Source organism: Leptolyngbya sp. CCY15150 (assembly GCF_016888135.1).
Lineage (GTDB): Bacteria > Cyanobacteriota > Cyanobacteriia > RECH01 > RECH01 > RECH01.
Genome location: NZ_JACSWB010000293.1, coordinates 1 through 22,853, shown reverse-complemented (window position 1 = coordinate 22,853; position 22,853 = coordinate 1). Strand labels below are relative to the sequence as shown.

21 protein-coding genes are annotated in these 22,853 nt (G+C 51.6%); 5 read left to right on the top strand and 16 right to left on the bottom strand.

The window, feature by feature from the left end; genetic code table 11:
- Nucleotides 1-433: 433 nt before the first annotated feature.
- A complete protein-coding gene (locus JUJ53_RS23790; RefSeq protein WP_204154543.1) occupies nucleotides 434-1,927 on the bottom strand; it encodes an adenylate/guanylate cyclase domain-containing protein in 1,494 nt (497 codons plus the stop codon).
- Between the two features lie 526 nt (nucleotides 1,928-2,453).
- A complete protein-coding gene (locus tag JUJ53_RS23785; RefSeq protein WP_204154555.1) occupies nucleotides 2,454-2,912 on the bottom strand; it encodes a Fur family transcriptional regulator in 459 nt (152 codons plus the stop codon).
- Between the two features lie 280 nt (nucleotides 2,913-3,192).
- On the opposite strand from JUJ53_RS23785, the gene JUJ53_RS23780 reads away from it, so the two are divergent.
- Nucleotides 3,193-3,765, top strand: a complete 573-nt coding sequence (locus tag JUJ53_RS23780) for a peroxiredoxin (RefSeq protein ID WP_204154542.1) — start codon at nucleotides 3,193-3,195, stop codon at nucleotides 3,763-3,765.
- 289 nt (nucleotides 3,766-4,054) lie between these two features.
- Here JUJ53_RS23780 and JUJ53_RS23775 read toward each other — a convergent pair whose 3' ends face one another.
- Complete coding sequence (locus JUJ53_RS23775; RefSeq protein WP_204154541.1) at nucleotides 4,055-5,437, bottom strand: aminotransferase; 1,383 nt, start codon at nucleotides 5,435-5,437, stop codon at nucleotides 4,055-4,057.
- 527 nt (nucleotides 5,438-5,964) lie between these two features.
- On the opposite strand from JUJ53_RS23775, the gene JUJ53_RS23770 reads away from it, so the two are divergent.
- The 3 genes from JUJ53_RS23770 (at nucleotide 5,965) to JUJ53_RS23760 (ending at nucleotide 9,571) form a co-directional block, all read left to right on the top strand.
- Nucleotides 5,965-6,873 (top strand): alpha/beta hydrolase-fold protein, encoded by a 909-nt coding sequence (locus JUJ53_RS23770; protein WP_204154540.1) that lies wholly within the window; start codon nucleotides 5,965-5,967, stop codon nucleotides 6,871-6,873.
- A 768-nt stretch (nucleotides 6,874-7,641) separates the two neighbouring features.
- Entirely contained in the window at nucleotides 7,642-8,439 is a 798-nt protein-coding gene (locus JUJ53_RS23765; RefSeq protein ID WP_204154539.1) for a ParA family protein, read from the top strand.
- Complete coding sequence (locus JUJ53_RS23760) at nucleotides 8,432-9,571, top strand: ParB/RepB/Spo0J family partition protein (protein ID WP_204154538.1); 1,140 nt, start codon at nucleotides 8,432-8,434, stop codon at nucleotides 9,569-9,571. The genes JUJ53_RS23765 and JUJ53_RS23760 overlap by 8 nt, the downstream gene beginning before the upstream one ends.
- A 209-nt stretch (nucleotides 9,572-9,780) precedes the next feature.
- Here JUJ53_RS23760 and JUJ53_RS23755 read toward each other — a convergent pair whose 3' ends face one another.
- From JUJ53_RS23755 to JUJ53_RS23705, 11 genes are all read right to left on the bottom strand, one after another.
- Nucleotides 9,781-10,200, bottom strand: a complete 420-nt coding sequence (locus JUJ53_RS23755; RefSeq protein WP_204154537.1) for a DNA-binding protein — start codon at nucleotides 10,198-10,200, stop codon at nucleotides 9,781-9,783.
- Between the two features lie 84 nt (nucleotides 10,201-10,284).
- The gene (locus JUJ53_RS23750) at nucleotides 10,285-11,775 is read right to left on the bottom strand and encodes a CHASE3 domain-containing protein (RefSeq protein ID WP_239125323.1); all 1,491 of its coding nucleotides are present in this window, start codon (nucleotides 11,773-11,775) and stop codon (nucleotides 10,285-10,287) included.
- A complete protein-coding gene (gene rppA, locus JUJ53_RS23745) occupies nucleotides 11,741-12,448 on the bottom strand; it encodes a two-component system response regulator RppA (protein WP_204154536.1) in 708 nt (235 codons plus the stop codon). Before rppA ends, JUJ53_RS23750 begins: the two co-directional genes overlap by 35 nt.
- Before the next feature lie 51 nt (nucleotides 12,449-12,499).
- On the bottom strand, nucleotides 12,500-13,291 hold the full coding sequence (locus JUJ53_RS23740; RefSeq protein WP_204154535.1) for a hypothetical protein: 792 nt from the start codon (nucleotides 13,289-13,291) through the stop codon (nucleotides 12,500-12,502).
- Between the two features lie 64 nt (nucleotides 13,292-13,355).
- Entirely contained in the window at nucleotides 13,356-14,300 is a 945-nt protein-coding gene (locus JUJ53_RS23735; RefSeq protein ID WP_204154534.1) for a hypothetical protein, read from the bottom strand.
- Between the two features lie 284 nt (nucleotides 14,301-14,584).
- Nucleotides 14,585-14,968, bottom strand: coding sequence for a hypothetical protein (locus JUJ53_RS23730; protein WP_204154533.1), 384 nt, complete (start codon nucleotides 14,966-14,968; stop codon nucleotides 14,585-14,587).
- Nucleotides 14,969-15,032: 64 nt separating this feature from the next.
- Complete coding sequence (locus tag JUJ53_RS23725; protein ID WP_204154532.1) at nucleotides 15,033-15,212, bottom strand: hypothetical protein; 180 nt, start codon at nucleotides 15,210-15,212, stop codon at nucleotides 15,033-15,035.
- 41 nt (nucleotides 15,213-15,253) lie between these two features.
- Nucleotides 15,254-15,955, bottom strand: coding sequence for a hypothetical protein (locus JUJ53_RS23720; protein WP_204154531.1), 702 nt, complete (start codon nucleotides 15,953-15,955; stop codon nucleotides 15,254-15,256).
- Between the two features lie 284 nt (nucleotides 15,956-16,239).
- On the bottom strand, nucleotides 16,240-16,542 hold the full coding sequence (locus tag JUJ53_RS23715; RefSeq protein WP_204154530.1) for an RNA-binding protein: 303 nt from the start codon (nucleotides 16,540-16,542) through the stop codon (nucleotides 16,240-16,242).
- Nucleotides 16,543-16,965: 423 nt separating this feature from the next.
- A complete protein-coding gene (locus tag JUJ53_RS23710) occupies nucleotides 16,966-17,349 on the bottom strand; it encodes a metalloregulator ArsR/SmtB family transcription factor (RefSeq protein WP_204154529.1) in 384 nt (127 codons plus the stop codon).
- A 660-nt stretch (nucleotides 17,350-18,009) separates the two neighbouring features.
- Nucleotides 18,010-18,648: a fasciclin domain-containing protein gene (locus JUJ53_RS23705; RefSeq protein ID WP_343328025.1), complete on the bottom strand. Its 639-nt coding sequence runs from the start codon at nucleotides 18,646-18,648 to the stop codon at nucleotides 18,010-18,012.
- Between the two features lie 301 nt (nucleotides 18,649-18,949).
- Between JUJ53_RS23705 and JUJ53_RS23700 the strand changes: the two genes are divergently transcribed.
- A complete protein-coding gene (locus tag JUJ53_RS23700) occupies nucleotides 18,950-19,345 on the top strand; it encodes a DUF202 domain-containing protein (protein WP_204154552.1) in 396 nt (131 codons plus the stop codon).
- Between the two features lie 98 nt (nucleotides 19,346-19,443).
- Here the strand turns inward: JUJ53_RS23700 and JUJ53_RS23695 are convergent, their stop codons facing one another.
- Nucleotides 19,444-21,642, bottom strand: a complete 2,199-nt coding sequence (locus tag JUJ53_RS23695) for an FG-GAP repeat protein (RefSeq protein WP_204154528.1) — start codon at nucleotides 21,640-21,642, stop codon at nucleotides 19,444-19,446.
- A gap of 99 nt (nucleotides 21,643-21,741) precedes the next feature.
- Nucleotides 21,742-22,788, bottom strand: a complete 1,047-nt coding sequence (locus JUJ53_RS23690; RefSeq protein WP_204154527.1) for a TIGR03032 family protein — start codon at nucleotides 22,786-22,788, stop codon at nucleotides 21,742-21,744.
- Nucleotides 22,789-22,853: the final 65 nt, after the last annotated feature.

The following is a 22,853-nucleotide window of genomic DNA, read 5'->3' as shown; positions in this document are numbered from 1 at the left end:
CGTAAATTTAGAGCTTATTGATGATCAACCTAATAAAAGGGACGCTAAATCCTGGATTTTAGTAGGTTATGTTCAATGTCTGAAGCAAATCTCAATGAAGAGGGGGCTAGAGATGGGAACTGCGGGGGCGTTGATGAATACTAATAGGATTCCGCAACGTTTTGCAGGAGCGTTCAGGGTTTTAGGTCAAAGTCCATACCCTGATTCAGCAACACTAGATCGTGTTTATACAGCCTCTATTAACGGATCCTCAGCGCGGATCCTCAGCGTTGATGGATGGCAGAACAGTGGCAATCCTAAGCAGATCTGCAACTGTTCGTCTAACCTGTTCATCTCAACTGATGCAACTGTTGTGTTTGACTAGACTTTGTTTGACTAGACTTTGTTTGACTAGACTCGTAGTTAACACCCATATCGTTGACTCTATCTTTTATTATGCTTGTTTGCCTTCTAACCAGTATGTGGTAATGTTGCCCTTGCCCTTAACCGCCACCTCCCCTCTTGGTGTAAACCTGAACTCATGGTGCAGCTTTTGATAAACATCTTCTGTAACCTGAATCTTTCCAGGCTGCCCCGTCGATTCCATACGACTCGCGAGGTTCACAGTATCACCCCAAAGATCATAGGAGAGACGCTTTTTGCCAATCACGCCTGCTACAACCGGCCCTGTATGCATCCCAATGCGGATTTGCAAGGGTGTGTCTGTCGGCGTAGGGATAAGGGCGATCGCGTCTCGCATGTCTAAGGCTAAAGAGCTCATGCGATAGAGATGATCGGCGGTAGGTTCCGGCAGCCCTCCGGCCACCATGTAGGCATCACCAATCGTTTTAATTTTCTCTAGCTGGTATCGCCCCACAAGGGCATCAAAACCAGAAAAAATTCGATTGAGTAACCCCACTAATTCGCTAGGCAGGAGCTGAGTCGACATCTCCGTAAAGTTGACCAAGTCTGCAAACAGGACGGTAACTTTGCTGTAGTGCTCAGCAATGGTGCAATTGTGGTGTTTAAGGGTACGGGCGATCTGATAGGGCAGCATGATATTCAGCAGTTGCTCAGCCTTGTCTCGCTGATGGCGCAGCTCCACTTCGGCCTGGCGGCGATCGCTCACATCCTGAACCGTGCCTTCATAGTACAGCGGTTCGCCTTGCTCATTGTTGACCAGCCGAATCGTTTCACTCACCCAAATTTTCTGCCCATCCTGACGATAGACCTCTGATTCCGCATCCGTGATCCGCTGGTGATAGCGCACATACACCTCAAGTTCATCCCAACGTTTGGGATCCACATACAGTTGATGCACCGGCATGATGGTGTCCAACAGGGCGCTGGGAGAGGCATAGCCGTAGATGGCGGCCATGGCAGGATTGGTCTTCAGATACCGTCCTTCTAGGGATGTGCGAAAAATTCCCTCCGTGGCGTTGTCCAAGAGACTATTGAGGTTGGCCTCAACTTGCTGACGCTGTTGAATTTCCTGCACGAGCTGCTGATTTTTCTGCACAAGCTGGCGCTGTTGTACCGCAATGGTGAGCTGGTGCTTGACGCGCATCAGCACTTCTTCGGTTTGAAACGGCTTAACCACATAGTCTGCTCCGCCCGCAGCAAAGGCTTTGGCCTTGTCAGCAATATCGCTCAGGGCAGTCATGAAAATAACCGGCACATGACTAGTCTCCGGCGATCGCTTCAGGGCCTGGCAGAGAGTATAGCCGTCCATGTCAGGCATCATGACATCGAGCAGCACAAGATCCGGGGGATCGGTTAACGCTGATCTCAGAGCAAACACACTATTGGTGACACGACGAATCTTATACCCTTCCTGAATCAACAATTCAGATAGGGCGCGAATGCTGTCTAATTCATCGTCCACGAGTAAAATTCTAGGGCGATCGGCAGCAAGACTTGATGTCAGGTCATAGGGGGTCGTGTTCACGGCAAGGTGAAGAAAAGACAAAACCGTCTAGGGTGCCAAACCCAAGATGTGCTGGACTGCGCACTGATAGTATCAATGCGGCAAGTCTAACAGGATATCAAGGACAAGCCACATTGTCTAAGATGTTCCAGCAAGGTTGAGATGCCATAGGCCTATATCAACGTACAGGCTACTCTGCCGGCTGACAGGATAGTTGAGCAATTGTGGTGTAAGTAGGTGGACTCCGTTCAATGGAGTTAAGTTGCCTGCTTTCAACGTCGCTCAACCCTCGTCTCGTCTCGTCTCATAAGGTTTGACCCTTAAGCAACGTCGCCATACATCTTGCACATCATGACGTCTTCCTACTGATAACTGTCTTGTCGGTCGAGACCTCGGTGACCAAAGGTGGCTGTTGACTACAAACTTGCCGTTAATGTCGTAGTCAACGCTGGCATGGCTATGGGAATAAAGCATAGAGCCCCCCATCAAAGCCTTACGAGTGCGCTGCGGCTATGCCGAACAGCATCCTACAGCACAGATTTACAACCTATTCAGGATCTTGATCAGAATCTTGATCAGAATCTGAGGTGTCTTGACAGCGATCGCACCGCCCTTCCACCGTGACCTCATAGCGATCGACCTGTAGCCCTGGACGAAGACATTGAAGCTGAAGAGAGCTGAAGGTTTCCCAAGCAATGTCTTCGATCGCCCCACAGTGTTGACAGCGGAAATGGTGGTGGGGCACTACTTTTGCGTCGTAGCGCGAGACCCCTTCTTCCAACAAAACCTCACGCACGAGCCCCACCCCTCGCAGGGCCTGAAGGGCACTGTAGACCGTTGCTTGAGACGAAATTGGCGCTGCCTGGTTCAGGTCAGTCAAGATTTGCTCGGCGGTTGGATGATCGCTGCGGGATAGCAAATTATCGTAGACAGCAAAACGTTGAGGCGTCACCCTTAGACCTTTGTCCTTGAGAGTGCGAATGATTTGATTGGCTTGCTCCTGCATTGCCGTACCGGTCATGTATGAAGGTTGTCAGCGGGATTTTAGTTAACGTTCGATTGTTTTGGATGGTTATTAATCCTCCTATTATATTAGCAGGCAGGATAGATTGCAATGTATCAATAAAGCAAACTTTTAAGTATTTATAACTATTTACTTCTTCCTAAATCAGAATTATTCTTAGTTACAGAGCTTATGAATCCTTTAGGTTTCTACACAACAGAAATCCTCAGGATAATCTAAGAGCTACTAAATGTAGAGCAATTAGCAGAACTAGAGGTTATCTATGGCAGTTATTGAACGTGTGCCCGACGTAGTGTTTAAGACTCGTGTCCGTGATGAGTCTGTTGACGGCCCCAACCCCTATCGCTGGCAAGATCTCACCACCAGCGATGTCTTCAGCGGCAAGCGAGTGGTTGTATTCTCCCTGCCTGGAGCCTTCACGCCTACCTGCTCGTCTAACCACCTGCCTCGCTACGAAGAACTCTACGATGAGTTTAAGGCTCAAGGCATTGACCAAATCGTATGTATCTCTGTGAATGATGCGTTTGTCATGTTCCAGTGGGGCAAGCAACAGGGCGCGCAAAATGTGTTCTTACTGCCGGATGGCAATGGCGAATTTACGCGCAAGATGGGCATGTTGGTAGACAAGTCGAACCTAGGCTTCGGTCTACGGTCTTGGCGCTACTCGATGTTGGTCAATGACGGCAAGATTGAGAAGATCTTCATTGAACCTAACTTCGAAGACAACTGTCCGCTGGATCCTTTCGAAGTGTCTGACGCTGACACCATGTTGGCCTACCTCAAGGGCACAACCTCTGCTGGCGTGTCTGAACCACGGGCGGCGTTTGTTGGCTAAGAGCTGACGTCTCAAGCTAGAGCGCATCTTTGCCATGTAGCTCTCAGCATCATTCTCAGCATTAATTTAGGGCGAGGAGGTTCATCTCCTCGCCCTTTGTTTGTGCTATACCCATCTTGGCTCAAATCGGCTGGGTGGGCTCTGCTGTTGTCCCTGCTTCTCAAGATCTAGGGCGATCGCCTGCGATTAGACTCCCAGCTCGATCCATAGCTGTTGTCCCAACTGAGTTAGCGATCGCCCCAGGTTAGGGACGCAACGCGCATTATTCTGACACCCTACAAAACAGCCTCTATGAACTAGAGACCAGGGCGATCGCTTCAGACAACACCGATACCAATTCATCAGCTTCCTCAACAGCAAGCACCAAGGGAGGAGCCAAAATTAGCACATTGGTAAACCCAGGAATCGTGTTCGTGTTACGGCCAATAATCACATGATGCTCTAAGCAGTAGCGCAGAATGGCTGCCATGCGATCGCTCTCTAGGGGCTCTTTCGTGTCCGGATCGGCAACCAGTTCAATACCAATGAGTAATCCCTGACCGCGCACCTCTCCCACAATCGGGTAATTCAGCGATTCCTTCAGGCGAGACTGTAGGTAGTCGCCAACCTCCGCAGCCCGATCGGCTAGACCCTCCCGCTCAATGATCTCAATATTGCGATTGGCCACCGCTGCGCAGACGGGACTGCCACCGTAGGTACTGATATGACGAAAATGGGAGTCGGTGCCAGGGGCATCCAAAAAGGCTTCAAAAATATGCTGCTTGACGACGGTTGCAGCTAGGGGCATGTAGCCGCTGGTAATGCCTTTGGCAAAGTTAATGATGTCAGGCTCGACGCCCCAATGCTGATAGCCAAACATTTTGCCGGTGCGTCCAAAGCCGTTAACCACCTCATCGTAGATCAGCAAAATACCGTACTGGTCACACAACTGGCGCACCCGGCGCAAGTAATCGGCTGGCGGCACAATCACCCCGCCGCCGGAAATAATGGGCTCAACAATAATCGCGGCAATACTATCTGCGCCCTCATACTGCACCGTATAGCTCAGCTCTTGGATGAGGCTATGGGTGTAATCCTCAAGCGATCGCCCTTCTCCATGGCGATAAAAGTAGGGTGGGCTGACATGGAGGAAGCCAGGCACTAAGGGTTCAAACTTGAGTTTACGTTCGGCCTGGGCTGTGGCGCTGAGGGCTCCCATCGTGTGGCCATGGTAGCCCCGATAGCGAGAAATGATTTTATAGCGTGGCCCAGCTCCAGGCTTAGCCGTTTGGGCGTGATACTGGCGGGCAATTTTGAAGGCTGTTTCATTGGCCTCCGATCCACTCGTGGCGAAAAAGACCTTGCCCGCATAGCCCAATAAGTCGAGTAGCTTATGAGCCAGCATGATGCCCGGCTCATGGCTCATGGTGAGGGGATAGTAGGCCAGATCGAGCATTTGGTCATAGGCGACTTGGGCCAGCTCCTGCCGCCCATAGCCCACGTTGACACACCATAATCCGGCAATACCATCTAAATACTCTTGTCCAGTTGTATCGGTGATACGGCTGCCGATCCCTTTTTTGATGCACTTAGGAGGCGTCTGGGGAAACTGCTGGTGCTGGGCTAGGGGATGCCATAGCGACTCCACATCTAGCTTGGCTAAATCAACAGACTTATCAGCACTTGCAACCATGGGTTGTCCTCAACTAATACTGTGTTCGAGTTACTGTGTTCGAGTTACTGCATTCGAGTTACTGCGTTGGGTGGGCAGTATGAATGCTCATCTACTCATGATCATGACATGAATGCTTCAAGAGAGGGGAGGTTGACCAGGACTCCGATTGAGGTACAGGCTAGCTCGGTATAGCTAAGATCAGCTAGCCGCTAGCCATGATCAACCGGTGTATTCGTCCTGTCCACCGTACAATATGAGACGGTGTAGGAACCTTCTATACTGAGGTGAAGAATCTGATGGGTAGCTTGTCTATTGTGTAGCCTATCTATTGTGTAACCTGTCTATGCAGCTACACCTGCATAAGCTTCTCATGCGTAGGCTTCTCATGCGTAGGCAGCTTATGTGTGAACCACCTTAGATTCCAACCTATTCCATGCAAAGGACTTACGGTAACTGTTGATCGCCTGGGAGATGGCTACCTCTCCCCACCAGGTGTATCCGTGATCTGTTCCTGCTTTGCGATCGCCCCTTACTTTTTCAAGACTATGGCAGAATCATTTGTGCGAGGAGGACAAGAGGGGTGGCTCCATGACCCTGGATTTTGGGGTGGCTTTTTCCACACCTACGAACAGTTTCAGGTCGATGGGCCAATGCCTACACCCCGAAAGCTGCATATATTCCTGCCCCGTGACTACCCGGTGAGCGATCGCTCCTATCCGGTGCTGTATCTCAACGACGGCGATACGATCTTTTTTCCGGGTGGGGCCTACGGCAAATGTTGGCACTTGGGCAAGACCCTAACGCGGCTTTATTTAAGTCATCAAATTCAGCGTTTGATGGTGGTAGCTGTCTGCCCCACGCGCCGAGACTATGAATATACCCATGCACCCATGTGGCAGCGCGAATGGGGAGGGCTAGGTGACTATGCTGCCTACCTAGCCCAATCGGTCAAAGATTTTGTGGATACTAACTACCGTACGCAATCCGATCCAGCTAATACCCTGATCGCTGGAGCCAGCCATGGCGGTCTAGCTGCTTTCTATACGGCAGCTAAGTATCCCCAGCAGTTTGGCAATGTGGCTGCTTTTTCACCATCCTTTTGGGTTGGTCTAGATTCAGCAACCGAGCCATTCTTGATGGGTGCTGATGACCATTTCTTTGGTGAGGTGGCGTCGTCGTCGCTACTCTTTGAGGCGGAACCTACCCTGCGCGATCGCCGCCTGCGGATCTATCTCGACTGGGGGCTAGTGCGGGATGGTGGCGACCATAATGCATGGATTGAGGAGCGCGCCACGGCCCGAGGACGGGAAATGCGAGATCTGCTCATGCATCGCTTTGGCTATCGCCAGCAGGAAAATTTGTTTGTGGTGGAAGATCCCTGGGGGCAGCATACGGAAGAGTCTTGGGGTGAGCGGATTGAAGACGTGCTGCGGATCTTTTTTAGAGCTGTTTAACGGCAGATGTTGACAACTTTTTGATATTTCTAGGAACGGATGTTCCATATCCTGCGAATGTGGGATAACATTATTCCACATCTGCTCTGTCGAACGAGCTGGACGAGTGTGGGATAACGTTATTCCACATCTACTCTGTCTCATGGACTGGATCGCGGACAATTGCCTGAGGATGATGAACGGCAAAAAGCAGTCGGGGCTGCTGACCTGTGGGATAACGTTATTCCACACCCAGTCTTAGGCAAAACGAGGGTGCTAAGACCAGAGTCAAGCAGTACACCTGTGGAATAACGTTATTCCACACCCAAGTCTAGGCAAGGCAAGCGTGCTAGCGCCAGAGTCAAGCAGTACACCTGTGGGATAACGTTATTCCACAATGACCTAGGTACCTATCAAGTATTCAAATTGGCTGAAGGTTTCACAACACAAGCGATCGCCCTAGCTCGATCCCATAGGTTTCTATCATGCCCAGCCTTCATGACCTCCCAAGTTATGGATGTCTGGGAACTACTCAGGATCGATCGACGGCTGCCTGACTAAGCTGCTTCCCTCGTCATCCTCAGCGATCGCATCCTAGGCATTTTCCGACCCACTGTTGGGACTAGCTGTCATGCCTCCCCCATATGCCTTTAGATCATTCTCTAGAACAGTGCCCGAGAGCATCTACCTTGACCCTACCTTCATGGACTGTCTCTCTTAGCCGCTTCAGATGTGTTTTGTCTTTTGTGACCCATTGTTGTTTACATAATTGGTGACATCTCATTTCGTATGCAACTTCGATTAGCACTACTTTCCAATGCCGGAGGCAGCGGTAAAACGACCCTCGCCACCCATCTTGCCTACTTGCTGGGACGTCGGGGTTTCAAGGTTGCGCTGATGGATCTGGATCCCCAGGGATCGGTCAGCCTATTTTGCGGTCTATCTCGCCCTCGAATTCAAGACACCATCGCGTCCGTTTTGCAGGAAGGCTTTTCTGGCGACTGGCCCCTCGTGCCGATTTGGCATGACAAGCTAGATACCGTCATGGCCTGTCAGGGAGAAATGGGTCTGGTGAAAACCACCAGTGAACTCGTACTCCATGAGCGCGGTGCCTACCTTCTAGGCGATCGCCTGCAAGACTATCCCTTGCCCCAAGACGTGATTATTTTTGACTGTCCGGCCACCCTGGGGCCATTACCACTCATTGCTCTGTCGGCCTGCACTCATCTACTCGTCCCCATGCAGGTAGAGCCCAAATCAGCCGATGGAGCTGGCAAATTGCTGGAGTGGTTTTATGGCAACTTCCGCCGCCTGCGCTTGAGCCCTGAACCGAAGCTCCTAGGGTTTGTCCCCAATCAATATGATCAGCGGCTCGCCATCCACCGCAATATCCTCGGGCAACTTGCCCCACAGCTTGAAAAACTGAATATCCGCTGCTTTTCCCCCATTCGATTTTCATCAGAATTCAAGAATGCCAGCGCCAAGGGGCAACCCCTACAGATGTATCGTCCTGGTCACCCTGCCTGTGCCGATTTTGATCCGATCGTGAAGCAAATTTGTGAAGAACTGAGGAACACCCATGACTAGAGTTGGCATTGATCTCTCTAATTTGTTTTCCGGTGCTGAATATTCTCAAGAAGTGCATGAGCTAGAAGCCCAGGTACTAGACCTGCAAAGCGAAATTCAGCAGCTTCGGACAAGCGGATCTCAGGAGCTAGAGGCGAAACTTCAAGAGCTGCGAGAACAACTTGCCGAGGGCGGAGTGCTGGAGGTTTCCCTAGCTTTAGTCAGCCCTAACCCTGATCAGCCCCGGCAAACGTTCACGGAAGAAAGCATTCAGGCGATCGCCCAATCCCTCCATTCTGATGGGCAACAGGAACCGATCATCTTGATGGAGCAGAAACCTAATCGATACCTGCTGTTTGACGGAGAACGGCGGTGGCGCGGCGCACGACGCTTGGGCTGGCAAACTCTGAAAGCGGTGGTCATTCCTGAGCCAGAACTGTTGCACCGCCGGGTGCTGCTGGCCAACTTGCACCGCGAAAACTTAAATGCCCTCGATACTGCCGAAGCGCTAGTCCGTGAAATATCTCACCAGGTTAGCCTTAAGGAGGCGGACATCCCACGTCTTTTACGCACGACGGTGCGCCGCCTAGAGCGCCATGGACACCTGCCTACCCTGGGTGACTTAGTCTTGGCTTCCTCAGAGCAGCAACGGGAATCGATTGATCGGTTTGAATTAGATGCAACGGAGAAAAACGTCCTCCAAATTTTGTTGGGGTTGCAGCTTCATCCAGCGTCCGTGAGCGCCAACATTTTCCCAATGTTGGGTCTCTTGGATGATCTAAAACAGGCGATTCGAGAACAAGGTTTAGGCGGAATGCACGCCCTGGCCCTGCAGCGCCTGTCGGCTAAAAACTTGCTCGACAAGAATCCAAATATTCAAAAAGATGTGATCAAACGGGCCCGGGCCAGACTTTTGAAGCAGGTGATCACCAATAAACTCTCCGTGGCGCAGGTGCGTAAATTGGTGGCGGAGGAAATCAGTCGTCATACCAAAATCTCCAAGCCCAGCCCAACTCAGCGGCAGGTTGAAGGATTAATTCGCAACGTAGAAAAACTTGACATGAATCAGCTTGAGCGATCGCACCTTGAGCAATTGCAGGAAGCCCTACGCAGCACCCTCTCAGACATTGAAGCTGCGTTGGGGAATGCTTAGTCATCCCCAAGGTATCGGTTGGCCGATGCAGCCAACGATCTGCACCTAGAGCTAGGTGGGGGGAAACTGTCTTGATGCGTTGGAGGGTGGGGACTCATGGGCATAGAGCTTACTGAACATATGTGCGACGGGCGTATGCCCCACCCTGAGCCGATTGAACCCACAAGTTCGGCTAAGATCTTAGGTCTGCGTTGTTCATCTGCTGACGTCTAGAAGCGATTTCTCCGCTGCGGCCCACCTGCCCAAGGTGGCGGGCCATCGGCTTCACGGATCCGAATCACGTCGCCGGAACTGCGGGTAATTTGATAGGCATCAAAGTCATAGTCATCGTATTCACCGACAACGGTCACACGCTCTCCGACCCTCAGGTCAAGCTGATGGTACCAGCGTGGGCCAGCATCGACAATAATTTGGCCGGTGCCGTCGTCTAGGATAAACTCGTTGCCAACAACGCTATGAATATCTCCAGAGATGGTGATGTTTGACGTGCGCCGGAGTTCACCAATAGGAGTTTGGGCTTGCAGTACGGGAGATGGCTGCCGATCCTCCAAGGGAATCTCGGCGCGTACTGGGGGAACTGCTAATCCTAGTAATGTTGAGGTGAGTAGAGTCGTTACGAGTAGTTTCATGGCTGCTACAGAAAGAGATCATGCACACACCAAAACAGGTATCATTCTGAATCTTGCTGTGATAGTGCTGAATGTAGCAACAAACTATGACGCAATCATGACAGCCTCTGATAGCATCGTCGCCAACGGAAGCGTAATGGTAAAAACTGAGCCTTGTCCGAGGTGGCTTGTGACATCAAGGGTGCCGTGGTGGGCATAAATAATTTGCTGAGCGATCGCTAACCCAAGCCCAAAGCCTCCCGATGTTTTAGACCGCTTGGTATCCACACGATAAAATCGCTCAAAAATGTGGGGAAGTGCTTTCGATGGGATGCCTATTCCCGTATCTGATACCTGGATAGTCACCTGTGTGGATGTAGCATAGGCGCTGAGTTGAATCGATCCGCCAGCCGCCGTATAGCGACAGGCATTACTCAGCAAGTTGGCGATCGCTTGCTTGAGCAAGTTGGCATCAGCTTGAATGGATAGATGATCTTGGGGAATATGCCCCGTTAACTGTAGCTGAGACGCTCTAGCTTGAGGTATCCAGTCCTGAAGCAGGTGGTTGAGCAGGTCATTCAGGCAAACTGGCTTGAGGGTGTCGTCAGAGAGTAGGCCACTGTGGCGGGCAAGAAATAGGAGGTCTCCCACCAAGGTGCTCATGTGTTTTGTGAGGGTCACAATCTTTTCAAGCTTCCCTCGAAGAGCGATCGCCTCTCCCTCCGGCTCATCAAGCGCCATCAGACCAACCTGAGCATTGCTAAGCACGGCTGCTAGAGGTGCCCGCAGTTCGTGGGATGCATTGGCCGTAAAGCGCTGGAGTTGGTCACAGGCCGTTTCTAGGCGTTGATTGGTTTCCCGTAGGTGATATTCCCGATCGGCTAACTCTTGTTCCAAATGGGAGAATAGATGCACAGCTACCAACGCTCCCAAGGTACCCAAAACACCAGAAATACAAAGAACGATCCAAGTGATTTGGCGATAGAGGTCTTGGTGTTGACTGCGCTCCATCAGCAAGTCTTCTTCCGTCTGGGCAAAGCGATCAATGGCGAGACGAGCTTCATCCATGGTGGCGCGTCCCTCTTCCAGCCAGTCATAGAGCGAGGCTGCGGGTACAAGGACATCCGCCTGCCCTTGAATGCGGGTCAAATTACGCTGGAGAATCATCTTGCGTTCAAAGATGTCTAAATTTTCGGCAATCAGCTCCTGAATATAGTCCAGCCGAGCCACTTGTTGAGGATTATCCTGCACCAGCGCCTCTAGCCGCTGCAGTGAGGAGGGAATCACCTCCAATGCACTGCCGTAGGGGGCTAAAAACTCATCCCGCTGGGTTAACCCATACCCCCGCACGCCCGTTTCTGCATCCAGGAGTGCATTTAAGAGTTGCTTGGTTTCGATGCGTACCGTTTGGGTATGTTGAACCCAGTTTTCATCTTCAACCAGACTAGCTTTAAGCCAGGCAAAGGCTGCCAATGCGGTAAATAGGCACGTGACCGGGATGGCAATAATGACGATGCCTTTTACGCGGATGGGGAGGTTTTGCCAATACTGATGGACGGGTTTAGCGAGATGTAGCATCGGGACAGTCGTGGTCATGGGATGGGGGTTCTAGGCGATAGCCAGCACCATAAATGGTATGGATCCAAGTATCAAGGCCAAGATCACGCAAGCGTTGCCGCAGACGCTTGATCCGGGCTGCTACAGCATTACTCTCTGGCTCGTCTCCCCACTCCCACAAGGCCTGTTCCAACTGATCACGGGTTAAGACTTGGTGAGGATGACGCATCATATATTCCAGCAGTTGAAAGTCGCGACTGCTCAACTTTAGAGAGTCGTCTTTGTGCTGGAGTTGCATGGTGTCAAGATTGAGGTGCAGCGCGCCAACCATGAGGCGATCGCCCTGCCAAAGTGGCGATCGCCGCCGCAGGGCTCGAACTCGGGCCAGGAGTTCATCGAGGTCTATAGGCTTGACTAGATAGTCATCCGCACCGGCATCTAAACCCATGACCTTGTCTGCTGTTGTATCTTTTGCTGTGAGAATGAGGACTGGGGCAGCGTATCCGGTCTGGCGATAGTGTTGACATAGTTCAATGCCATCTTCTCCTGGCAACATCCAGTCGAGAATCAGCAAATCATAGTCTTTTTCGCCAATCAACCAGCGGGCCGTAGTGCCATCTTCAACGCCATCCACAACATGCCCCGACCGAGTAAGAGCTTCCTGTAGTGGCTCAAGTTGATCCGGATCATCTTCAACTAGCAAGATTCTCATAGGTCGGGACAATGGCGAATACTTTAATGATCGATGATCAAAAACAGCGTGTCAATTGACTGTAATGACGCTGATGGCGTCGAAATCACGCCCAGAGAACTCCCCTGAGATGGTAATGCGATCGCCCACAGAAACATGGCGGGGGGTATGGTCGCCATACAAATCCCAGGAATCCACCGTCACAGAGCGATCGCCGGTATTGAGGCGAAACCCGTCTTCCCATACCCGTTCTACGGTTCCAGTCAGTACGGTCTGCCCAGAGGATTCTCCCAGAAAGGTGGCGAGCGCTGTCATATCGTGTCTGGATTGGGAAGCTTCTGAACCCGCGATAGAAAATGCATCAAAATCGCGACCGGAGAACTCCCCTGAGATGGTGATGCGATCGCCCACAGAAACATGGCGGGGGGTATGGTCGCCATAGAGATCCCAGGAATCCACCGTCACAGAGCGATCGCCGGTATTGAGACGAAATCCATCTTCCCATACCCGTTCTACGGTTCCAGTCAGTACGGTCTGCCCAGATGATCCTCCAGGAACAGCGGCGGCCACGTCCTGACCGGATTGGAAGGCTTCTACAACAGTGATAGAAAATGCGTCAAAGTCACGTCCCGATACTTCGCCGGTAATGGTGATGCGATCGCCCACAGAAATATGACGGGGGGTATGGTCGCCATACAAATCCCAGGAATCCACCGTCACAGAGCGATCGCCGGTATTGAGACGAAATCCATCTTCCCATACCCGTTCTACAATGCCGGTATGGGTCACTTGAGCGTAGCTGACATACGGTAAAGCAATCATCGAGCAAAGTCCAGCGATCGCAGCGATTCCAAGACGATACATAATAGTCTCCTAGGTTAGATGATTTAACAGGTATTCAAGCAAAGGTTCACTGTCGCTAAGCCAACTAAACCTGGAACTGGCTGGCATTCAGTTGGTTGCGATTAACCCCTGTCAACGTTGTCAGCGTTATGAAGCTGGCATTGCCTACATCACCATCGGGGTCAATGCGTACAGCGGTTCCACGACTCGTTTGCTGTAAGTCCAGATAGTCTGAGAATGGATCCTGGCTGGCGTACTGAGGCTGTCTAAAGATTTGCCGTAGATCTAGGCGATCGTTGACCGGATTAAAGTTTGTGATTCTGTCTCCAGCATCTTGAATTGACGAATAGACAAAGCGATCGCTGCCACCACCCGTGAGGCGATCGCTGCCGCCCACTAAGCGATCACGACTCCGTTGTCCGTGCAGACTATCCCGCCCACTGGTGCCAGTCAATCCATCCTTGCCATCGGTACCTACACCTGAATCGGAAGCACTGCTGCGTGCCATAGATCGATTCCGGGGCTGATTACGAATAATTCGACGGGCGTCAAAATCGTTGTCATCAAAGTCACCTACAACCGTGACCTGTTCGCCCACTCGTAGGTTAACCCGCCGTCTGGCATCCACCCAAACGGAACCTGTGCGATCGCGCAGGAAGAATTCATCATCTCGGACTCTAACGACCCGTCCCCGAATCCGCACCAGCTCATCATCCCGAACCTCTAGGTTACCGATATTTACCCTGGGGATAGGGCCCGGACGATTGGGAGGATTAGGATTCACGGGATTGTTAGGATTTGATCCACCAACTCTGATGATTCGCCGGGCATCAAAGTCGTTGTCATCAAAGTCACCTACAACCGTGACCCGTTCGCCCACTCGTAGGTTGACCCGCCGTCTGGCATCCACCCAAACGGAACCCGTGCGATCGCGCAGGAGAAATTCATCATCTCGGACGTTAACTACACGTCCCCGAATTCGCACCAGCACGTCGTCTTGAACCCTCAGGTCACCAATGCTTGTCAACATCTTGCGATTACTCCATCTCTATCAAGATGCCTTTCACTATAGAGATGGATCATGACCAGATTATGACTGCCTCTCTCCAGATCTCTGGGCAGTCTGGAGCGATAGATCTAGAGCGATAGATACGGAAAAATAGATGCAGAAGGAATTCATCGTCTCGAACGTTAACCACACGTCCCCGAATCTGCACCAGCTCATCATCCCGAACCTCTAGATTGCCGATATTCACCACACGGTAACTATTTCTTATTGACAATGGCATAATCTCCTGACCGCTCATCCAGGCGTTAAGTTCTCCAGCCTGACCTGCCTAGCTGGAAGCGAATTTCCCGCAAGAGACGGGCTATTAACTCTAGGGTTCCGGTGAGCCCCTGAAACCAGATTGATAGCCCCACTATGAGTCCAGGTACTGCCACGTAATAGATCAGGCTCCAGCATACCCATCCACGGCGGGCTAAGGGATGACTGTGGCGGGTCAGCCAGAGTAGCCCCAACGGCGCAATGATGTGGATGATCAAAATGGCTGGCAAGCTGTAGTAGAAGGCAACTAACCCCACCCACATCTGTTGCCCTAAGGTCAGCAGATACAGCCCCAGCAGGAGCCAGCTTAGCGGCCCAATGGCAGCTAAAACTTTGAGGCATGTCTGGTGCAGCGGCGGGTTGGGTGCCATGAGGAGTTTCTCAAAGGATTCGCTTCAGCGGAGACCGAGTAAGGGGTAGCCCCTTAGTTTGAGATTAAGCAGTGACTTTACTCACCGGAATGGTCAGCGAAACATCTTGCCGTGCTGGATGATCTTCCCTGTAGAGGAAGGTGACCTTTTGCAGAATGATAGAGGCATCCTGAGGCTGTTGCGGCCGGGCCGGTTCTGCCAAAACAGAACTGATGCATAAATATTCCTGATCACAATTTACCACTCCTGATCACAGGTTACCTAATTGATGACACACCCTAGGTTTCAGAGAGACAGGGGTGTGGAGGTCGTCACATCTAAGAATTCAGAAATCTGATCGGCGGTTTTTTGTTTATCCTTACGACCCGAGCTGTAGTAGGTGGTGATGGGCAGGCGATCGCCATTCTTGAGACCCAGAGCCACCCGATAGGTTGTTCTCCCTTTATTGCTGCGCGAGGTTTCTAGATGAACCGTCTGAATATGATGGAGGGGATGCTGGATAGTTTTACGACCCCACAATCCTTGGCGTGTGAGCTTAAAAGACTGGCCAAGTTTGTCAAACTCACAGGTCACAACGTTGCCCATGACGCAGGCCACCACCAATCCAGAGCCGCTAAAGATTAACGTGAAAAGATAGCCTAGCCATCGACTATCCTGCTGAATAACGAGCTGGGGTTGACTGGAATCGTTTAAGAAGGCATCAATTTGGCGAGCTAGGCGTTCTTTTCCTGCATAACCCGAGCTGGAGTAGCCCGTTAAGGGGCGATCGCCCTCTGATGTGAGGAGGACAACGCGGTAGGTAGAACTGCCATCGCTGCGGCTTTCTTGTACCTCTACCCCTTGAAATTGATCTAAAGGAATAACATCGCGATCGTCTTTGACTAGACCGGAGCGGCTTAGCTCACAGCTTGGTGGTTGTTCAGTACGGCGACATTCGAGGGTTGAAACTTCAGCTAGCAAAAGCCCCGGCAAAAGGCCAACCAGCATGAATGCTCCTCCAAAGAACCAAAGGCTCCAAGGACGTAGCTGTAAGACGAGGTGCTGGGCAGAAGACGTTAAGACACGCATGGTAGTTTGTTTCCAACAGAGACTGTTTCAGCATGATGCACCCAGCCAATCCCTTCAACCTCCAATAATAAAGAGGTTCCAAGCAGCGATGCCTGAAACCTCTTCCATCAGATATTCAAACCCAAACTCAGGTAACGGTGGATCGAGAACCTACGACCATAAGCCGGGGTCTATCCACGGTACATCTTGAGCTAGGTTAGACCTTAGTAGCGACCGCGAGAGAAGTTGTTGTTGCGACGTCCACCGCCAGCGCCGCCACGGTCTTCACGAGGCTTAGCTTTGTTAACCTTAAGGTCGCGTCCCATCCATTCTGCGCCGTCTAGGGCGTCGATGGCAGCGCTTTCTTCAGATTCTGCGCTCATTTCAACAAATCCAAAACCACGCATCCGTCCGGTTTCACGATCAGTAGGTAGTTGAACCCGCTTCACGGAACCATACTCTGCAAAAATGGATGTTAGGTCTGCTTCTGTAACATCATAGGAGAGGTTACCAACGTAAATTGACATGAAATGTCTCCAAAACTTAGATAGAGGTGTGCAGAGATTGAAATTTCGGAGAGAAGTCTGCCAATGCAAAACGTGAAAAATTTGTCACTATCAAAAACAAACACTTCAGCCGAATCCTTATTCTCACTCAACATACTAGCACCTGGATCTAGAGATGACTATCCAAGAGGGATGAAAATCAGTAAAGAAATGTGACAAACTGCTGAATCGATTCTTGAATCTAGTGTTTGGGTGAGATGACGGGCCGTATTTCCCCTTAGAAAAGAGAGCGTATCCCCCGCTCAAGGTATGCTCGTCATCCCCTAGGGGGAAAGGGGATGAGCCATTAACATCCTTCTTTTACGATGAGAGATAGGGACTGAAGGTGAGGGTTCCATCATCGATGCCCTCAGGAAAACGCTTTTTGAAGGTGCGCTAGGCAAGCTACCGCTCACTGCGAACCAGGTTTAATTGCTGAAGGTGCTCAGCTTGCTGCTGAATTTGGTTGGATAGGGCATCACAAACCCGTTCACAGAGTTCAAAAACTAATCCGTTAGAGATTTGGTAAATTGCACAGACGCCTTGCTGCTGTCGTGACACGACGCCAGCCTGAGTAAGAATCTTGAGATGCTTAGACACATTGGCTTGGTTTAAACCGGTGGCCTCCACGACCTGAGAAACGTTTTGCGGCCCACTGCGAAGACAGCAGACGATCTGCAAACGACTGGATTCTGAGAGAACCTTGAAAAAATCTGATACGAGAGCAAGCGCCTCTGGAGATAGCTTGGCAACGCCGCAGTCTTGGGATTGGATTTGAGCAGTTGTCATAGTATAAGTAAAGAGCGATCGCGCTCAAACACAGCAGAACGTTGGGCAGATAGCTCACCCCAGGAAGGCAACTAGCATTGCCCATGACCTAGATGTGGAGGCTAAGACTCTAGACTGGGCGCACCTAATGTAATGACAGCCTATCTGGGGTCTTGGAGATGATTCCTTTAAGAACTATAGTATAACACTTATGCATTATATTGTTTTAGAGTAGTGAAAGCTGTCTGAACCGTAGGCTAACTAGATTCAGAGCACACGCGGGCAGGGAGCGATTCTATGGGGAGCGATCGCCTCTCAGCTTAGGACAACGGCGTCAGACGGTACTGAGCCATCAGGAGCATCCCAGCATTTTAATGCTAATCAAAGGTTCTATCTAATGTTCTATCTAATTAAAGAGAAGCAATAGCAACAGATTCTGGACAGGCTTTCCCAGAATGGCGACTGCCATGGTCCACTTAGTATAGTCCACTTACAAACGTTGCATTGGATGTTGATGACAACACCCAATGCAAGATGATGATATTCGAGGCAATCAAAAGCAGTTCCAAAGACTGGGTGTGAGGCAGCAGCCTGTAGAATCCGAAGATCTACAGCCGCTGGTTTAGCCTGAATTACATGAGGATTGCCTTACTCATCAGTCTTCAAGCCCGTAGACCGGACTTAGAGTTCCAAACCGGGTGGGAGAATGACTTGGTCGATGGCATGGATAACGCCATTATCAGCCTGAATGTCTGTCTGAGTGACCATGGCTTCATTGACCATGACCTCTCCTGAAGCTTCATCCACCACAACTGAGATGCTGGGGCCGGCTACAGTGGGAACTTCACCCGTAGTCACATCGGCTGCCATGACTTCCTGGGGAACCACATGGTACGTCAAAACTTGAGCTAAGAGATCTTGGTTTTCAGGTTGAAGCAAGGTTTCGAGAGTTCCGTCGGGTAGCGCTTCGAACGCTTCGTTGGTGGGAGCAAAGATGGTGAAAGGCCCACCGGTTGCAAGGGGCTCAGCCAAGCCTGCTGCTTCAACAGCTTGCACCAAGGTGCTAAACGAGTCATCGCTGGCAGCTACATCAACGACGCTGTTGCTGGAGGTTGCTGCGCTAGGGTCTTCAGCCGGCATGTCAGGTTGATTGGCCGTTGGGTCTTCAGCCGGCATATCAGGTTCGGTTGCCGTTGGATCTCCAGGAGCGGTGTCAGTTGCGGTGTCTTCGGGGGTTCCGCAAGCGGCCAGGGCAAATACTGCGCCTAATCCGATGAATCCGGCGGTGAGTCGCTTGGTTAATGAGTGACGGGTTTTCACGATAGAACTACCTTGTTTTCATAATGTGATCTGGACGGTCATAGCAGGCTAGCCTGGATCGCGGAGGCGTAATGGCTTACAACCTTGACCGCGCTGCCTCGGGTTGATGATCATCCATGACTAGGGGCTACTGAACCTGTACAAAACTTAACCGTTACTCAGACAGCTTGACCTCTATCTTGTGAATGATGTTATCTAGACGACAATAGCTGGTGGCATCCCTCTAAAGGAGCAGGTGGTGACTAGCTTGCGATCGCTTTGGGTGCTATACAATGCCACGGTAGTCTTCAAACATGTACCGATGGGTCAATCGCCCCGCAACCTGGCTAATGAATTGGCCAAAGAACGCAGTCGTGCTGCTGCAGAACGAACGCTGCTCGCTTGGATCCGCACCTCTCTGTCTCTCATTGGCTTTGGGTTTGGGATTGACCAAGTGGTGGCTGCTATTCAACAATCCACTCAGAGCGATCGCTTTCAACCGACTGACCTGGTGCGTGGCTTGAGTCTGTCTTTTATTGCCGTCGGAGTCTATGCCATCTTGACGGCTTCGATCGAACATCATCGAGAGCTGAAGCATATTCAGCGCGATGACTATATCTACTACTCGCGCCGCTCTGGGGCATTAGTTGTGGCAACGGCTCTTTTGGTCATCGGTGTTTTTGCCTTCGTCTCTCTATTTCTCAGTAGCATTCTCTGATTCAGCTACACCTCAGGGTCTTTCCATCTCGGTACCTATTGATATCCCCCGCTGGACAAGATCCAGTGGGGGATGGAGGATCTCAATTCATGGATCCTTTACACAAAATCAGCTTGGTTGATAGCTGACAGGTTGGTATTTTCCAATCGCAATAGATTGGTACTGCCCAATCTGATCAGCACATCATCGCGCTGTTGGACGATGGACAGTTGACCAAAACTAAGACCGACTAAATCGATACGGTCTTGATTGTTTTGGAAGTCGGTGACGCGATCGAAGCCGTCGTTTTGACGGATGACGATTAGGTTACGCCCTGCTCCAGTGGTAATCACATCGTTGCCGGGGCCACCGTCGATGCGATCGTTTCCGCTGCCGCCGAGTAAGATATCGCGACCGCTGCCGCCAAAGATGCGATCGTTACCGGCTTGTCCAAAGATGCGATCGTTATCTGCCCCACCATTGAGGAGGTCATTGCCTGTACCGCCGATGAGGGTATTGTTACCGGCTTGTCCAAAGATGCGATCGCTATCTGCCCCACCATTGAGGAGGTCATTTCCTGTACCGCCGATGAGGGTATCGTTACCGGCTTGTCCAAAGATGCGATCGTTATCTGCCCCACCATTGAGGAGGTCATTGCCCGTACCGCCGATGAGGGTATCGCTACCGTCTTGTCCAAAGATGCGATCGCGTCCTGGGCCGCCATCGAGGAGGTCATTACCTGCAAAGCCACGCACCACATCATTGCCCCCCAGTGCCCGAATTGTATCGGCATTTGCTGTGCCGCTGAGGATATCGTCAAACGGGCTAGGAATAGTGATATCACGACGCCCAAACACTACATAGTTGGAACCGGAACGGTCGCCGTTGTTATCGGCACCGTATGCGCCAATAATCAGGTCATCAATGCCATCGCCATTGATATCCCCCGCTCCGCTCACCGAAACACCGGAATTGTCATTTGCTGCCTCCCCATCCAGTCGAAAGCCGGTGCTGCCATCTAGAGTGGCAAGGTTCAGAATCGCACCAAACCCACCCTGACGACCAAACACCACATAGCTAGAACCGGAACTGCCGCCGTTGGGGTCGGCATCGTCTGCGCCAATAATCAGGTCATCAATGCCATCGCCATTGATATCCCCCGCTCCGCTCACCGAAACACCGGAATCGTCACCTGCCGCTACCCCATCCAGTCGAAAGCCGGTGCTGCCATCGAGAGTGGAAAGATTCAGCGTCGCACCAAACCCACTACCCCCAAACACCACATAGCTAGAACCGGAACTGCCGCCGTTGGGGTCGGCACCGTCTGCGCCAATAATCAGGTCATCAATGCCATCACCATTGATATCCCCCGCTCCGCTCACCGAACCACCGGAATCGTCATCTTCCGCCTCCCCATCGATGCGAAAGCCGCTGCTGCCATCTAGAGTGGAAAGATTCAGAATCGCACCAAACCCACCCTGACTACCAAACACCACATAGCTAGAACCGGAACTGCCGCCGTTGGGGTCGGCATAGGGTGCGCCAATAATCAGGTCATCAAAGCCATCGCCATTGATATCCCCCGCTCCGCTCACCGAACCACCGGAATTGTCACCTGCCGCCCCATCGATGCGAAAGCCGTTGCTGCCATCTAGAATGGAAAGATTCAGAATCGCACCAAACCCACCCTGACTACCAAACACCACATAGCTGGAACCGGAACGGCTACCGTTGGGGTCGGCATTGGGAGCGCCAATAATCAGGTCATCGAAGCCATCGCCATTGATATCCCCCGCTCTGCTCACCGAACGACCGGAATTGTCATTTGCTGCCTCCCCATCCAGGCGAAAGCCGTTGCTGCCATCGAGAGTGGAAAGATTCAGAATCGCACCAAACCCACCCTGACTACCAAACACCACATAGCTGGAACCGGAACGGCTACCGTTGGAGTCGGCACTGGAAGCGCCAATAATCAGGTCATCAATGCCATCGCCATTGATATCCCCCGCTCCGCTCACCGAACGACCGAAAAAGTCACCTTCCGCCCCATCGATGCGAAAGCCGTTGCTGCCATCTAAAGTGGAAAGATTCAGCGTCGCATCAAACCCACTCCCCCCAAACACCACATAGCTGGAACCGGAATATCCGCCGTTGTTGTCGGCATAGGGTGCGCCAATAATCAGGTCATCAATGCCATCGCCATTGATATCCCCCGCTCCGCTCACCGACAAACCGGAATAGTCAAATGCCACCCCATCGATGCGAAAGCCGCTGCTGCCATCTAGGTCAGCCAAGTTCAAAATTGGGTCGAACGTCATGTCTTTTCTCTGTTTATTATTCGGATTTCACTGGTCATCTAGCTCGGCATCCTGAAGCAGTGGCTTTGCTGTCCACCGCTTCAGGATGCCGAGATTCCGTCACGCCTCTCCCATGGAGATGACTCGACGGATTTCATCGGAGCGAATGCCGATCGCCATGGGACGCTGCACATTAGGAATGCTCACCACGTCATAGAGTTCTGAAACGGCCCCTTCAATGCGTAACGTATGCACCAGATCGCCACTGCGCAGGTCTATCACGCCAATCCCACAGCGCGGCGTGGTGTCCTTCTTCGCCAGGGCAGCATCTAACGCCAAGCCTTGAAAACTCTTGTTATGGCGGGGTTCTGACAGCCCCACAATGGCGAAGTCTCCGACAAATGCCAGGCCACGCAGATAGCCGGGGCAAAAGGTCACCGCTTCAAACTGGCCGGTTGCGGTATCCACATAGCCAAACTCGCCAGTTCCGGAGTTCAACAGCCAGAGGCGATCGCGATACCACCGGGGTGAATGGGGCATCGATAGCCCCGTCGCGATGATTTCATTACTCTCAATATCGATGACGCAACCGCCATCGCTGCGATGGTCGCGCCAGCCATCAGCCACATCACTGCGGCTCACGCTGGTCACATAGCGCGGTTGCCCATCCCGTAGCGCTAAGCCGTTGAGATGACAGCGATCTTCAGCCGCTAGCTTACTGATAAACGGCGGTTGCCAGAGGGGGACAAAGCTATGGGTTTCACTGACGGTTGCTAAGCAACTAAACAGCGTATTGACAAAAACTGGGCGGGGGTTGCCTTCAGCCATCACCACATCATGGATGTCTAAATCACCGGTGATGTAGGACATCTGCGGCACATAGACGGCATCGTAGCCCTGGTAGTTTTGGCTAGGACTGAGGCTATTTTCAAAGCGCCACAGTTGATAGAGCGTACTGAGGTAGAGGCTATTGTGATGGACGGTTAAGCCCATGCAGCGTTCAAAGGTGCGTTCAAAGACCGATAGCTGGCCGTTGGGCTGTAGGCCAATCCAAAATACCTTTCCGGCTTGATAGGTTGTGAAGGCTAGGCTCAGGTGCTTTTGGGCCAGCCAGGATGTAAATTGTCGCGATCCACTCAACTCCAGACGAGAGGAGTTTTCAGGCATTCTGTTAAATTTATCTCAAACATAAGCGAACTCATCCCATACAGCAAAGCCGTGACTGTCAAGCC